Raw genomic sequence first — 15721 nt, 5'->3', positions numbered from 1 at the left:
ATTGTCAAAGAAAATTTGAAATAAAAACCATAATAAAATAGCAAAATTATGATTTATATAATCATTTATTTTACGCAACCATTCAAAACAACTAAAAAATTTCGTAATTCAATAGGCAAACTGGCTGACAAATCCAATTTTTCACCCGAAATCGGGTGGTTCAAAATCAAACGGTGTGCGTGCAAAAACATCCGCTTCAAGCCCAATTTTTGCAAACGTTTGTTCGCTTGATAATCGCCGTAACGCTCATCGCCTGCTATGGGGCAATTTTGCGCTTGCATGTGCACGCGAATTTGATGGGTGCGCCCTGTTTTTAAAGTCGCCTGCACCAAACTCAATGCCGCTATGCCCACCGAATGCGTTGGGCTGCCTGAAAACACGTCCAGCACCTGAAAAATGGTGTGGGCAGACTGCCCATTTTCATCAACGCGCACCATTTTTTCGCCAGCCGCGCCTGTGTATTTAATCAGGGGCAGTTTCACATGGCGATTTTCAGGCTGCCACGCGCCCACGCCCAACGCCAAATACACTTTTTTGGGGTGGTCGTTGCGGAGCATTTCGTGCAATTTGACCAACGCGCTGCGTTTTTTGGCAACCATCAGCAAGCCACTGGTGTCTTTGTCCAAGCGGTGTACCAATTCCAGATATGGGGTGTTGGGGCGCGACTGGCGCAGTTGCTCAATCACGCCAAAACTCACGCCGCTACCGCCATGCACCGCCACGCCACTGGGTTTATTCACAACCAGCAAATATTCATCTTCAAACACAATCTCAAATTCACGCGCAGGGGCAGGGGTTTTCAGGCTGCCTGCATGTGTTTTCTCGGCAACGCGAATGGGCGGAATGCGAATCAAATCATCAGCTTGAATGCGATAATCCGCCTGAACGCGCCCTTTGTTCACGCGCACTTCGCCAGCGCGGATAATGCGGTGAATGTGGCTTTTTGGCACACCTTTTAATATTTTAATCAAATGGTTATCCAAGCGTTGTCCAGCGTCATGTTCAGCCACCTTTAAATGATTAACCAAGTCTTTGCTAATTGTGGGCATTTTCTCTATAATTCCAAACTTGTTTTTGGCGGCAAACAGCCAGCCCGAAACACGGTGAATACAAGCAATACGGCTTTGATTTTATTGTAAAAACGATTTTCAGGCAGCCTGTACACCGATTGTGATTGCAAAAAGCCGTATGTCGCCATTTTACAAAAAAAGCACTTTGCACGTTTTCTTTTTTATCGCCAATGGCCTACGGCGGTAGAAATTGTGTTTGAATACAAAATCATAGACGATGGCTAACCGAATTTAAATGAAATTGAATATGCAACAAAAAATGCTTGCTGCAATCTGTCCCCTCTACCGTTTGGTGGGAGAGGGCTAGGGGCAGGGTGGCACGTTGAATTTCCACCCCCAGCCTAACCAGCCCCCCAGCGAGGGAGGGGACAAGTAACTGAAAGTTCAGCCATTTCCGACAACATTTTACGATTGTGTTGCGGTATCACTTTCAGGCAGCCTGAAACACCAAACCGCTCTTTTTTATCGTCTTATTGCCGCGACATCGCAGCGCACACGCGCCACCACGCGAGCGGCAGTCAAACTTGAAAACGTGTTTAAATCTTTAAAAATAAAGGTATAAACATGAAAAGAATGCTCTTCAACGCCACCCATTCCGAAGAATTGCGCGTGGCAATCGTTGATGGACAAACCCTGCTGGATTTGGACATTGAAACCCTCGGCAAAGAACAACGCAAAGGCAACATCTACACAGGCGTGATTACGCGCATTGAGCCTTCTTTGGAAGCCTGTTTCGTGGATTATGGCGTGGAACGCCACGGCTTTTTGCCATTTAAAGAAGTGTCTCGCGCCTATTTTCAAGACTACGAAGGCGGCAAAGTCCGCATTCAAGATGTGTTGAAAGAAGGCATGCAAGTCATTGTTCAAGTTGAAAAAGACGAACGCGGCAACAAAGGCGCAGCCTTAACCACCTTCATCAGCTTGGCAGGACGCTATTTGGTGCTGATGCCCAACAATCCGCGTGGCGGTGGCGTATCGCGCCGCATTGAGGGCGAAGACCGCGCCGAATTGAAAGAAGCCATGGCACAACTGGACGTGCCACACGGCATGAGCATGATTGCACGCACCGCAGGCATTGGGCGCAGCGCAGAAGAATTACAATGGGATTTCAATTACTTATTGCAACTGTGGCGCGCGATTGAAGAAGCCGCCGCCGCCCACAAACAGCCCTATTTGCTGTTTATGGAAAGCTCTTTGGTGATTCGTGCCATTCGCGATTATTATCGCCCCGACATTGCCGAAATTTTGGTGGACAACCCCGAAGTTTACGAGCAAGTCTCTGAATTTATGAGTTATGTGATGCCCAATAATTTGAGCAGACTGAAACTCTACACCGACCACACGCCGCTGTTTTCGCGTTTGCAAATTGAGCAGCAAATTGAAACCGCATTTGCGCGTTCCGTGAGCTTGCCAAGCGGCGGCGCGATTGTGATTGACCACACCGAAGCCCTTGTTTCCATTGATGTCAACTCGGCGCGTTCCACGCGCGGCGCGGACATTGAGGAAACCGCATTCCGCACCAACATGGAAGCGGCAGAAGAAGTGGCGCGTCAAATGCGTTTGCGCGATTTGGGCGGCTTGGTTGTGATTGATTTCATTGACATGGAAGACGCAAAACACCAACGCGATGTGGAAAACACCTTGCGCGATGCGCTGAAAAAAGACCGTGCGCGTGTGCAAATGGGCAAATTGTCGCGTTTTGGTTTGTTGGAATTGTCGCGCCAACGCTTGCAGCCTGCTTTGGCGGAAAGCAGCCACATTGCTTGTCCGCGTTGCGCTGGCACGGGCGTGATTCGCAGCATTGAATCCACCGCTTTGCACGTTTTGCGTTTGATTCAAGATGCGGCAATGAAGGAAAACACGGGCGAAGTCCACGCGCAAGTGCCTGTTGATGTGGCAACTTTTTTGTTGAACGAAAAACGCGCTGAATTGTTTGGCATGGAAGAGCGTTTGGACGTGTCGGTGTTTTTGATTCCGAACACGAATTTGGAAAATCCGCATTATGAAATTTCGCGCATTCGTGTGGACGATGTGGCGGAAGACGCACCGCCCAGCTACAAACGCGTGAGCCAGCCTGAAAAAACGGATACCGTGCCGTTTTCCAACAGCAAAGGCGAAAAAGCCACGCGCCCCGAACCTGCTGTAAAAGGCGTGAAACACGCTTCGCCTGCGCCTGTGGTGAGCGAAAACAAATCGTGGTGGGCGAGCTTCAAAAACTGGCTTAAATGCATGTTCACGGGCAGCGATGGCAGCGAAACCAAAAGTAAATCACTTAACCATAGCAACAAAAACAAAAATGGTAACCGCATTCACAATAAACGAAATAACCCAAATCGTCGTCAACACAATAAACGTCGTGATGAAACCATCAATGCAGATGAAACGCTGGAAAACAAAAATGTCAACAAGCAAAACAATATCTCTCATAAGTCAGAGCACAATAAAACCGCAAATTCATCTGAACGAAACAATCAAAATCGCCGTTATCGTCCTAAAAACAATGACCACATTACTCCCGTTCAGGCAACAACTATTGCGACTGCCACAATAGAAACAGAAAACAGTGTGAAGCCAGAACGCAAACCCAAGTCCAAACAAAAACCTTTGGTCGTACAATTGGGAATTGAAAATAAGCACAAAGACAAACAACGTAATCATCGCTCTACGCAACAACAAGACAAACGCCGTATTCCATCGGCAGCCAAAATAGAACTTGCCTTAAATATGTCCATTCTGGCGCAAAATACAGAAGCCGGGATTGCGCATGTAATTGCACAATATCCTGATTTAGCAAAAGAAAGCATATTACTACAACAACATCTTGTGCATAAACAAAGTACACCAATTCAAGCTGAAATCCCTGTACTCAATGGTATAGAGCAAATTGATGAAGATGATTTAATTGCACAAGTTGCGGCGAATGTAACAGTTGCCCTTGCTTCGGTCGGTGTTCTAACACATACTGATGAAGCAGCAGATAATGCCCCATCAAACATCATTTCAGGCAGCCTGAATAAAATGGATAAGGCTTCTGAAACAACCGTACATAAACATATTGAGCCAATTGAAACATATATTGAACAAACAGATAATATGGTATTGTTTCAATCTGAAACAGAGAGCAGCTGCAACAAATCCCAAGTATCCATTTCTGCACAATCTGTTACCGAACAATATGCTCCATCCTCAGCATATTCAGCAAGCAAAATGGATATTGCTGACCGCAACAGCATTGCAAGACTCGCACAATCTCTTGATTTAAAAGGATTGGAATTAATAGAAACCAAACCTGGTGCTTTGATTGCCGCAGCGGCACGCCTTGAACCCATACCCGTATCCAGTTTGCGTTACCGTGATGTACCCAAGCCAATTGTGTCCATTACATCTGATAAGATGATACAGGTGGAAACTTTGCCACAGTAATCATGTGCAAGTGGTTTCAGATAACCTAAATGATTGTATTTACAATAAAAGAGACAGATAAATGAGCTTACACTTATCCGTCTCTTATTGCACCAAACCATATACCGTACCAACTATAATCGTAGAAACACCACGGCGTTACCAATGCCCTTATATACAGGTGTACATGGCTCTCGTTGTCACCTTGTATTGCTTTTTTCATTTCTACGACTGAAAATAAAACATTTTTCAACATGGATTTCAGGCTGCCTGAAAATGTGTCAGCTTGGGATATGATGAAATGAAGCCATATCATACGCAATGTACGATATGGCTTCATTTCATTATAGCTCCTATAGCTCCAAGTATTTAGCCACCTAACTCTTCCAATAATTGTTGTGCCTGTGCTTGTAAATCGCCACTTGATTCACCAATCAATTCACGCAAAGTTTCACGCGCAGCAACGGCATCATCAATTTCCAAATACATTTTTGCCAGTTCCAATTTGGCTTCATGTGGTGCTTCCATGCCCACAGCTTCAGACACAAAACCCGCACTATTGGTACTGGAAAGCAAATTGGCATCGCTATCCCAAGATAGGAGTTCTTCAACCTGCGATGTGGTTGTCACATTGGATTCAACAGGACTTTCTGCAACAGATAATGTATCCAATGTATTACTTGCTTCAAATACAGGTTCAGTCAAATCCAAATTGTTTGAGTTTAAACCAGTATCTGCCACTACCAATTCAGCTTGTGGTTCTTCAATAGCATTAAGATCGCCTAACCACGCTTCATTTGCATCCACTTCAACAATTTCAGTTTCATCTACAAATACCAAACCATTATCAATTGACACTTCATCAGCCAAATTCACATTGAAATCAACATCATCAATTTCCAATGTTATAGGTTCTTCAACTGCCGTTTCAGGCAGCTCAAAACTTTGTGGTGTCTCAACAACAATGTCAGCCACATCAAAATTCAGACTAATCTTATCATCTGCCAATGCTGTTTGTGGCAATGCCAATGTCTCTTCTTCCATTGCAATTTCAGGCGTAACAAATGAAAGTGCATCAGTATCATTTGTCAAAGAAACAGTTTCAATCCTTGCTGAATCAGAGAAATCCAAATTTATTTCATCAGCAACCAATAATGCCTGATTTTCTGTTTCGGCTTCAAATGGGACATGCTCTACAAATACATCTGTTGTATCAAGATTTAAATCAAAACTTTCTGTCTCATTGGTCATAACATCGGTTTCAGGCAGCATTTCAACAGCAGGTACTGCAAAATTGTCAAACACCAATTCATCATCAAAGACCTGAGGTTGAGTAGGCGCAACTTGTACTGCTTCTTCATTGACCAGAACGTCGTTTAACCATGATTCATCAGAAGAAACTTCTTCTTGAACAGCTTCTGATTGAGCGATAAATTGGTTTTCATTACCCAAACCATCTGCCGCAGCTGCCACACCTGTTACAGCAGTCGTGATTTGCGCAAAAGCATCATTATTTTGATAGACGTCTTGTTGATGCTCTACTGTTGCTTCGCTATCAGTTTCCGCCAGCCAATCCCATTCTTCTTCCACTTCTTCTACCGACGAAGAAGCAACAACAGCTGTTTGAATGTTTTCAGGTTCAAAATCATTCAAATTAAATGTGGTATTGGGTTTATTTTGTGGTGTTATGGTACTTTCTTCAACAAAGAAACCGTCATCTTCATCATTCAAATCAAATGTTTCTGCTTTTGCTGATGATGACAGATACGCATCATCACTGTCCCAAGAGCGTTGTAATGCTTGTGCTGCACTCACAGACGGAGTTTTCTCATTTAGAAACATATCATCATTATCATCAGATGTTTCACCTGATTTACGACGACGTGTTGCAAGGTAACCCACACCACCCAATGCAGCAACACCAACCAAACCCATCAAGCCCATTTGCATCCAATCTGTTTCAGGCTCTTCTGGCGTTTCCACAACAGCTGGGACTGGAGCAACGGGTTTGGCAACTGCCACAGGAGACGCAACAGGTGCTGATGCGACAACAGTTTCCGAAGCCACAGATGCTGATGCTGCTGATGCAAGCTGCACATTCGTCACTTGTGATGCAGCAGGTGCTGATGCGCCGCCTGAAACCATAGCAGGTTTTGCCGTTTCAACCACATTTGACGCAGCCACAACTGCGGCTTTTTCTGTGGGAACAGATGCGGGCATCACCACCGCAGACGTATTACTTGGAGACACAGACGGATTAGCTGCTGATATTGTTGTGGCTTGTGTTACGGGTGCTTGTTGCGCCACAGCTGATGAGGCCTGCTGCGCAATCACTGATGCATTATCCGCAACTACAGGATTACGGCGTTGAATACGTGCAGGACGGCGTTTAGATGAAACATTTTGATTGGCATAAGCTTGCCACTGTGCTTCGGTTGGAATATACAAAGTGGCTTTATCATACATCACATTACCACGCGTACCCGCACGGAAAGCACGCGGATTGGCTGCCATCAATGCACGCATCGCACGGTGCATACTGATATTGTGCGGACGATAACGCTCGGCAATTTGCGCCAAAGATTCGCCTTTTTGCACTTCATGATAAGTATTGCCTGTGCGTTCAATAACAGGCATGGTGCTTGTTGTCGCCTTCTTCACAACAGGACGACGTACAGGTTTTGTAGTGCGTTCGGCACGATTGGAACGTGTTTTAATCGTTGTTCCTGTTTCAGCATGTTCATGTGCAGTTGCAGTAGCACGGCTATTGTGTTGGGCAGGGCGATAATGGGCAGGATTGAGCATAGCGGTATATTGACGTGTTTGCTGACCTGCTTGCACCACAAAATTCAATACAGGCTCATGAATTGCTACACCTGAATGCAAACGAATCACAGCATTACCGTTACTTTGTGGTACAACACTGCCTGAAATGCCACCACCATTCACATTAACACGACCACTTTCAATCAAAGCCTGCGCTTCTTTACCAGTAACAATGATGCTGCCTGAAAAAGGCTCGCCCAAAACAGACTGAACATTTAAACCGCCCATGCCTGCATTGGCACTAAAAGAAACCGCTAACGACAGGGAAGCAGCCAAAGTTTTTGTACTCGTTTTCAAATTCTTCTCCCTACCCATTTGTTTATTCACAATAATGCCCAAACAGGTAAAACTGTTGCGTGATTTGACACAGATAAATGTCAATATGATAACGTTTTCGCGCCACTCCTGCAAAGAAAAACAGGAAAAATGGCATTCAAAGTCATTTTTTGTATGCCTTTTCCAACGCTTTCAAGCCACAGAACCCTGATTCCCCCTTTTCAGGCAGCCTGAAAACGTATTAACATACAACGTTTGAAATTGCCATTTAAAAATCAACAAAGGAATAATCATGAAAATATTGCTTTTGGGTGCACCAGGCGCAGGAAAAGGGACACAAGCACAATTCATTACCCATCAATTTGCCATTCCGCAAATTTCCACAGGCGATATGCTGCGTGCGGCGATTAAAGCGGGCACGCCTTTGGGTTTAGAAGCCAAAAAAATCATGGACGCAGGCGGTTTAGTGCGCGATGACATCATCATCGGCATGGTTAAAGAACGCATTGCCCAAGATGATTGCAAAAATGGTTTTTTGTTTGACGGTTTTCCCCGTACTTTGGCACAGGCAGAAGCCATGTCTGCGGCAGGTGTTCATTTAGATGCCGTAGTAGAAATTGACGTACCCGATGAAATCATTGTGGAACGCATGAGCGGTCGCCGCGTGCATTTGGCTTCGGGGCGCACTTACCATATCAAACACAATCCCCCTAAAACAGCTGGAAAAGACGATGCAACAGGAGAGGATTTGGTACAACGTGATGATGATAAAGCAGAAACTGTACAAAAACGTTTGGACGTTTACCACACACAAACTGAAGTTTTGGTAGGTTTTTACAGTAATTTAAGTGGCGAACATGCACCACAATACATCAAAATTGACGGCACACAAGATGTAGAAACCGTTCGCAGTCAAGTATTGGCAGCGTTAAGCACATCAGCATGATGTTCATCTACCCATTGTAACACTTTGTTTCAGGCATCCTCCTAATCATAGGCTGCCTGAAACCCCTAATCACATTTTCTCGTCTCAACCTAAATTAAATTATGTACGAACTTAAACTGTCGTCCCATCAAGACAAAAACAGCACTTACACCGAATTGCTGCCACAACTGCGTGCACTTATTGAAAGCGACCGCGACTTACCCATTGCCGCATTGGGCAATGTTTGCGCCGCACTCAAAGAAACATTCAATTGGCTTTGGGTTGGGTTCTATTGGGTTAACGCCAGCCAAAATGAATTGCAACTTGATGTTTTCCAAGGACCTGTTGCGTGTACACGCATTGCCAAAGGACGTGGTGTATGCGGTCAAGCATGGCAGCAAGCACGTATCATCATTGTAGAAAATGTGAACAAACACCCCGACCACATCGCCTGCTCATCGCGTTCACAATCGGAAATTGTGGTACCAATTTATGATACAAACGGTACAATCATTGGCGTATTGGACGTAGACGATGAACATTTGGCGCGTTTTGACGATACAGACGCGCAATATTTACAACAACTTTGTACCATTTTGAGCGAAAACCTGTTTCAGGCAGCCTAATGGCTTGATTTTGTGGAAATTCAGAACCTGTGTTCGTCAAATTGATAAGATAAACACAGATTCTCAAACTGAACAAATCAATATGTATTTACTGACCGAACTCGTGCGCCTATTGGAACAACGTGGGTACATTTTCCCCAGCGACCCACAAGCCGTTACCGAAAGTTTACGCCCAATACAAGACTCAAACGAAGCCAAATTGCATCGACGTGCCATCATCATAGACCGCACTCACGAACTGCACGACCGCTTAAACCGACACAATCGGCACAAACAACTGATTTTATGGGCAGCAACCATCTTTTGGTTTACACTCGGTTGGGGTAGCACTTACACATTGATGCAACAAAGTAATTTGAATTTTTTCCTGATTTTAACAGGTGCTTTGGGCATCAATACCATGATGCTGCTGTTCTGGCTGTTTACCCTATTTACCCACAGAAACACGAAGCTGCCTTTGGTCTCATGGTTTGAACTCAAAAACCAAGACAATATCGCCCAAGCCCTATTCCAACTTTACGCCCAAACTGCCACTTTGCCACACACACGCTGGCAAGCTGGCATCATCACACACCGCTTGGCACTATCGGCTTTAATTGGCATTTTTGGCGCAGCACTCCTGCTTTTAACCGTGCGTCAATACAGCTTCAACTGGGAAAGCACATTGCTCACCGACCACACTTTCATTACCATTGTTCACCTTCTTGCATGGCTGCCTGAAAAAATGGGTTTTGCCGTACCCGATGTTGCGGCAATTTTGGTGGGACGCAATGCACAAGATACCGTTAATGCAGCCGCTTGGGGCAGTTTATTGCTGGGTAGTATAGTGTGTTATGGTTTACTGCCGCGTTTTATCGCATGGACATATTGTCTATGGCGAACACACCGTTCAACACCCAGTTTGGATTTAAATTTACCTTATTATCAAAATATAATCCAACAATGGCAACGCCGCATTACCGATTCAGCTGATGATTACCATGCCGATGTGGCACCTCAGATTCCACCTGTACAACTCAATCATCAAGGCGCACATTGGGCAGTTTTACTGGACACGCCACATCATGATGAAAACTGGTTTTACCACCAGCTGGGACAAGACTGGATCAATCACGGCATACTTGCCAGCCGTGAAGATGTGACAAATTTGATAAACGATTTAACACACAATCCTGTACAACTCTTAATCGGTGTGCGCGGCAACCAAGTCCCCGACCGAGGCACCGTCCGCACTTTACAACGCTTAGCTCAAAGCGCAACAAACGGCTTAATTATTCAACTTTTGCTGCCTGAAAATACCACACAAACCATTTCAGGCAGTCATCAAGAAACCCTGATGCAATGGCGACAAGTATTGCATGAACACCAATACACTTGGCTTGAACCACCCATACCACCAACCCAACACCATCCTTTTTAGGCTACCTGAAACCCACATTTCAACAAAATCCACATTCGGCACACAATATATTTATGAATCAATTGCTTCTAGACTTAAATGCCCCAGCCTATCCCCGTTTTGATAAACTATTGGGTACGGCTAATGCCGAGCTGATTTTCATGTTACAACAAGAACATGACCCTTTTTTGTACATTTGGGGCGGACAAGGCACAGGTAAAAGCCACATTCTGCAAGCATGGGTCGGACAAGCCTTGCAAAACGGCAAAAATGCCTTATATATTGACCCCGCTGTCAATATGCTAACCGACCATGCCGCAGAAGTGGATTATTTGGCGATAGACCAAATTGAACAATTAAATGCCGAAGAACAAGCCGAATTATTTTATGTTTTCAATACCTTCCGCAACCGAAAGCGTGGACACTTATTGCTGGCTGCCGAAGTACCTCCCTCCAAACTAAATGTACGCGAAGATTTGCGAACGCGCATGTCATTGTGTTTATCCTATGAAGTGAAAGCATTAAGCCAAGATGAAAAAATTGCCGCATTAAGCCATTTGGCCACCACGCGACAATTCAATATTGACCCTAATATTTACCATTATTTAATCACACATTGGCGACAAGATTTACAAAGTTTGCTAACCATGTTCAACGACTTAGCACACTATTCCATGATACAACGCAAACCCATTACCCTATCCCTACTCAAAAAATTGCTTCAACAGGAAACACCATGAAAAACCTTGCCATTTTTGACCTTGACCACACCCTGATTAACACCGACAGCGACAACGCATGGCCACAATTCATGATGGAAAAAGGCTTTTTAGATAAAGAAGTTGCCGCTGCACAAAATGCCAAATTTTATCAAGACTATCAAAATGGCTGCCTGAATGTACATGAATTCGTGGCATTTCAAATTGAACCCATGAAAGCACTTTCGCAAGAAACACTGCACGAATTGCACCGCGAATTTACTGAAAAATACATTAAGCCACACATTACCGCAATGGCAAAGATGCTGGTAGAAAGCCACCGCGATGCAGGCGATGAATTGCTGGTCATTTCGTCCACCAATGAATTCATCATCAGCCCCATTTGCCATTTATTTGGCATAAACAACATCATTGGCACACAACTGGAACAAAATGCACAAGGTCGCTACACAGGCAAAATTGTAGGGACACCTAGCTTACGCGAAGGCAAAATTGAACGCCTAAACCAATGGCTTGCAGCGCGTGGTCAAACTTGGGCAAGCTATGGCAAAACCTATTTTTATAGCGATTCCAAAAACGATTTACCCCTTTTATTGCGTGTTTCCAACCCCGTTGCGGTCAATCCCGATGAAGTTTTGCTACAACACGCACAACAAAACGGCTGGGCTGTTTTGCACTTTGCATAAAAGTATAGTCATTTCAAATTAAAACAGTACAAGGCGAAAACCAGAACCGTGTACGAATAGTACATAAAGGCATTATCAACGCCACACTATTTTAAACTCACCAAAAGGTTTTCAGGCAGCCAAATGTATTATTTGGCTGCCTGAAAACCTTTTTACCGTTTTATGCTTTAATCACTTTTGGCACAACCCACAACACCACCAATGTGGACAACACCCCAAATCCACACATCGTCAAAAATGCCACTTGTGCGCCCGTGTGTAAGCCCGAACCTGTTGATACCAAAGTGAAAATGGTGGTTGCAGTGGCAATGCCAAATGAAGCCCCCAAAGCACTTGCCATTTTGAACACACCTGCGCCCACACCTGCTTTGTCCAAAGGCACGTTTACCATCGCGCAATCGGCGGCGGGTGTGGAATAGCAACCCAAGCCAAAACCAAATACCGCAAACGCAATCGGCACAAGCGTCAAATACACATCGGCAGACAGCATGGTCAGCGACAGCAGCAACACGCCAAAGCTGGTGATGCTCGTACCCAACCACATCGGTTTTTTGTAGCCCCATTTTTGCAGCAATTTTTCGCTCACACGAATCATGACCATTACCAACGCCACATAACCCAAAGTACGCAAGCCTGCCTGAAAAGCCGTTAAACCATGTGCTTTTTGCAAATAAATGTTATTGACCAACAAAGTACCCACCATGATGTTCAACAAAAAATTGGACAAACACGCGCCATTGAATCCGCGATTTTGAAACAGGGCAAAATCCAAAAACGCGCCATGTTGTAAGCGTTTTTCGGTGATGAAAAACACCGTTGCCATCACCGCAAAGCCCAGCAACATGACCCAAGTCATCGGGTCGCCCCAGCCCCAACGGAAACCTTTGGTAATCAGCAAATTCAATGCCAATAAACCCAATACACAAGAGAAAAGTCCAATGTAATCATAGCGTTTGCTTGTTTCGTGGGATTTGCTTTCGGGTGTGCCTTTTACCAAAATCATGCCCAAAATGGAAATGGCAATGGAAAGCAGAAAAATGCTTTTCCAGCCAAAATACGTTCCCAACGCACCGCCCACTATGGACGATAAACCCGAACCGCCAAACGAACCAATAGACCAAAAACTGAATGCGCGTTGGCGTTCTGCACCATGATAGTAGTTTTTAATCAAGGACATGGTGGCGGGCATGATGCAGGCTGCCGATAAACCTTGCAACACGCGACCTGCGCCAAAAGAAATCGCATCGCGGCTGAAATACAGCACCACGCAAGCCAAAATGTTCAGCATAAAACCGATATAAGTGAATTTAACGCGTCCAAAACGGTCTGCCAAGCCGCCCATCAAAATGATAAAGCAGCCTGAAAACAGCGAACCCAAACCAATCACGGCATTGAGCGATGTATCGGGCATAGCCAAATCTTTTTGCAAAGCTGGCACCACCACAAACATGGATTGGTAAAAAAGCCAAAATGTCAAAACGCCCAGCACCATGCCTGTGAGCAAACGGTTGTTGCCGATGAATTCTGTTTGATTTTGCATGATTTTTCCTTTCATTTTTTATTTTCAAGCTGCCTCCTCAAAAAAACTCACTGACGATAATGCGCCCAATTTGGGTCGTATTCACAATGTGTTTGGGCGTTCAAATCGGCAAATTGCTGACACAATTTTTCGGCTTGGGCAAACAAAATTTCAGGCGTAGAAGTGGCAGCAAACACCGTCCGCACGCCTTGCGATAAATTCATTACGCTCAATGTTTCAATGCCTTGCTGATTTAAATTGGCATAAGCATTGAATTGGTCTTGCAAATCGTAGGCGGTTTCCACATCATCGCCATTTCGCAACTGACACGATACCGAAACCACCCAAGCCATGTCTGCCCGACCGAGCAAACTGTTTGCCGATTGATTGCGGGTCAAAACCAGAGCATCTTGTTCATGTTCTTCATCTTCTTCAATTTGCGCCACGCCGTATTGCCATTCTTCTTGTGGATAAACACCTGTGCGCCCCAACTCTGCCCACAATGCCGATAATGCTTCAGGCAGCCTGAATAAGGGTTCAAAATCATCGTCTGCCGTTTCCACAAAATCCACCGCACCAATTTTCGCAGCACTGTTGTATTCGCCCAAAATGTGGTCAAGCATGATGAAAGTCATGTTTTGAGCATCGGACAGTTGTTCTTCGGTGAAATCTTGGGTGAAAGCAATTTCTAAAGCAGGCATTTCTTGCCATTCATCAATGTGAAACAGTATGTCGGACACATTCAACCGCCAATCGCCGATGCCAATCTCAAATCGTTCCACATTGGGTAAGGCGTGACGGAAGGCTTGCACGGCAAAAGGCAGGTTTTGCGGTTGCGTGTCCACTAAAATTTGCACTTGATGAAAATATTCCGTAATACCTTGTGCGGTAAAGACCAAAGTCGCGCCACTGTCCCAATTGCCAACAAATTCCAAAGTCATTTCGGGCAAAAATTGACGCAACAATTCATTGCCTTGTTCCACAAATTCTTGTCCCGACAAGGTTTTGAGTTGGGCAAAATCATTTTGAAATGCTTGCCAAAATTGTTTGGCGGCGTGTTGTGTTTGGTATAATTGTTGTAACATGATTTTTCCTTTTTTCAACGCAAATAATCTTCCACCAAAGCACACCAATATGCGGCGGCTGGCACAATGATTTCATCATTAAAATCATAATTGGGGTGATGCACCATATTGCCATCGCCATTGCCAATGAAACAGTAGCAGCCATTCGGATTGGCTTCCAACATAAATGCAAAATCTTCGCTGCCCATCAAGGGCGGACAATTCGTGTGGACTTTATCTGCGCCCACCAAATTTTGTGCGACTTCGGTGGCAAATTGCGTGGCGGCTGCGCCATTCATCACGGCTGGGCAACCGTTGATGTGTTCCACTTTTGCGGTTGCGCCAAAACTTTTTGCTTGAAATTCTGCTACTTCGCCAATGCGTTTGAGCAGCAATTCGCGCACTTCGGGCGACAGGGAACGTACACTCAATTTCATCAAAGCGTAATCGTTGATGACATTGGGCGCGTCTCCTGATTGAATTGCGCCCACCGTAATCACGCCCTGTTGCAAAGCCCCCACATTGCGCGACACGATGGTTTGCAACGCCACCGCAATTTGGCAAGCAATTAAAGTTGCGTCAATCGTGTGTTCGGGCATGGCACCGTGTCCGCCTTTGCCGTGAACGTGAATGTGCAGCGTGTCGCACGATGCCATGAATGCGCCTTCGCGGAAATAAAATTCGCCTGCGGGCAAAGTGGGCATATTGTGCAAACCAAAAATCACATCGCATGGAAATTGTTCAAATAAACCGTCTTGCAACATGACTTTGCCGCCATAGAGCAATTCTTCGGCTGGCTGAAAAATCACGCGCACGGTGCCGTTGAAATTTTTGCTGTGCGCCAAAGCCTGTGCCGCCGCCAACAGGGAAACCGTATGCCCATCGTGTCCGCAACCGTGAAATTTGCCTTTGATTTGGCTTTGCCACGCTTTGCCTGTGGTTTCCACAATGGGCAGCGCGTCCATATCGGCGCGTAAACCGATGGTTTTGTTGCTGTTGCCCACTTTCAGGCTGCCAACCACGCCTGTTTTTGCCAAACCGCGATGCACTTCATAGCCCCATTCTTGCAATAAATTGGCAACCATTTGGCTGGTTTGTTCTTCTTCAAAGCCCAATTCGGGATTTTGGTGGATTTTGTGGCGCAAATCGGTAAAAAAAGCGTGATTTTCGCGCAAAAAGGTTTCGTGTGGGCTGTTCATCATGATGTGC

Annotated in this window: 11 protein-coding genes; 6 read left to right on the top strand and 5 right to left on the bottom strand. The window is 45.2% G+C overall.

What is annotated here, in order from left to right; all coding sequences use genetic code 11:
• Positions 1 to 65 precede the first annotated feature (65 nt).
• Entirely contained in the window at positions 66 to 1049 is a 984-nt protein-coding gene (locus Q4B82_RS00695) for an RluA family pseudouridine synthase (protein WP_303064497.1), read from the bottom strand.
• Positions 1050 to 1634: 585 nt separating this feature from the next.
• Here Q4B82_RS00695 and Q4B82_RS00690 point away from each other — a divergent pair.
• A complete protein-coding gene (locus Q4B82_RS00690; RefSeq protein WP_303064496.1) occupies positions 1635 to 4493 on the top strand; it encodes an Rne/Rng family ribonuclease in 2859 nt (952 codons plus the stop codon).
• 348 nt (positions 4494 to 4841) lie between these two features.
• Here Q4B82_RS00690 and Q4B82_RS00685 read toward each other — a convergent pair whose 3' ends face one another.
• Positions 4842 to 7595 (bottom strand): FimV/HubP family polar landmark protein, encoded by a 2754-nt coding sequence (locus Q4B82_RS00685; RefSeq protein ID WP_303064495.1) that lies wholly within the window; start codon positions 7593 to 7595, stop codon positions 4842 to 4844.
• A gap of 271 nt (positions 7596 to 7866) precedes the next feature.
• Here Q4B82_RS00685 and adk point away from each other — a divergent pair, with 271 nt between their 5' ends.
• The 5 genes from adk (at position 7867) to Q4B82_RS00660 (ending at position 11929) form a co-directional block, all read left to right on the top strand.
• Positions 7867 to 8520 (top strand): adenylate kinase, encoded by a 654-nt coding sequence (gene adk, locus Q4B82_RS00680; protein ID WP_303064494.1) that lies wholly within the window; start codon positions 7867 to 7869, stop codon positions 8518 to 8520.
• Positions 8521 to 8621: 101 nt separating this feature from the next.
• Complete coding sequence (locus Q4B82_RS00675; protein WP_303064493.1) at positions 8622 to 9125, top strand: GAF domain-containing protein; 504 nt, start codon at positions 8622 to 8624, stop codon at positions 9123 to 9125.
• Between the two features lie 82 nt (positions 9126 to 9207).
• A complete protein-coding gene (locus tag Q4B82_RS00670) occupies positions 9208 to 10545 on the top strand; it encodes a DUF2868 domain-containing protein (protein WP_303064492.1) in 1338 nt (445 codons plus the stop codon).
• 53 nt (positions 10546 to 10598) lie between these two features.
• On the top strand, positions 10599 to 11264 hold the full coding sequence (gene hda / locus Q4B82_RS00665) for a DnaA regulatory inactivator Hda (RefSeq protein WP_303064491.1): 666 nt from the start codon (positions 10599 to 10601) through the stop codon (positions 11262 to 11264).
• Positions 11261 to 11929 (top strand): HAD family phosphatase, encoded by a 669-nt coding sequence (locus Q4B82_RS00660; RefSeq protein ID WP_303064490.1) that lies wholly within the window; start codon positions 11261 to 11263, stop codon positions 11927 to 11929. The genes hda and Q4B82_RS00660 overlap by 4 nt, the downstream gene beginning before the upstream one ends.
• Before the next feature lie 160 nt (positions 11930 to 12089).
• Here the strand turns inward: Q4B82_RS00660 and Q4B82_RS00655 are convergent, their stop codons facing one another.
• Genes Q4B82_RS00655 through Q4B82_RS00645 form a run of 3 tightly spaced genes read right to left on the bottom strand, consistent with a single transcriptional unit; the run spans position 12090 to position 15714 of the window.
• Positions 12090 to 13469, bottom strand: coding sequence for an MFS transporter (locus Q4B82_RS00655; RefSeq protein WP_303064489.1), 1380 nt, complete (start codon positions 13467 to 13469; stop codon positions 12090 to 12092).
• Between the two features lie 47 nt (positions 13470 to 13516).
• Positions 13517 to 14533, bottom strand: a complete 1017-nt coding sequence (locus Q4B82_RS00650; RefSeq protein ID WP_303064488.1) for a hypothetical protein — start codon at positions 14531 to 14533, stop codon at positions 13517 to 13519.
• 14 nt (positions 14534 to 14547) lie between these two features.
• Positions 14548 to 15714, bottom strand: a complete 1167-nt coding sequence (locus Q4B82_RS00645; RefSeq protein WP_303064487.1) for a M20 aminoacylase family protein — start codon at positions 15712 to 15714, stop codon at positions 14548 to 14550.
• Positions 15715 to 15721 lie beyond the last annotated feature (7 nt).

Source organism: Alysiella sp. (assembly GCF_030525755.1).
Lineage (GTDB): Bacteria > Pseudomonadota > Gammaproteobacteria > Burkholderiales > Neisseriaceae > Simonsiella.
This window is presented reverse-complemented; position numbering and strand designations above follow the sequence as displayed.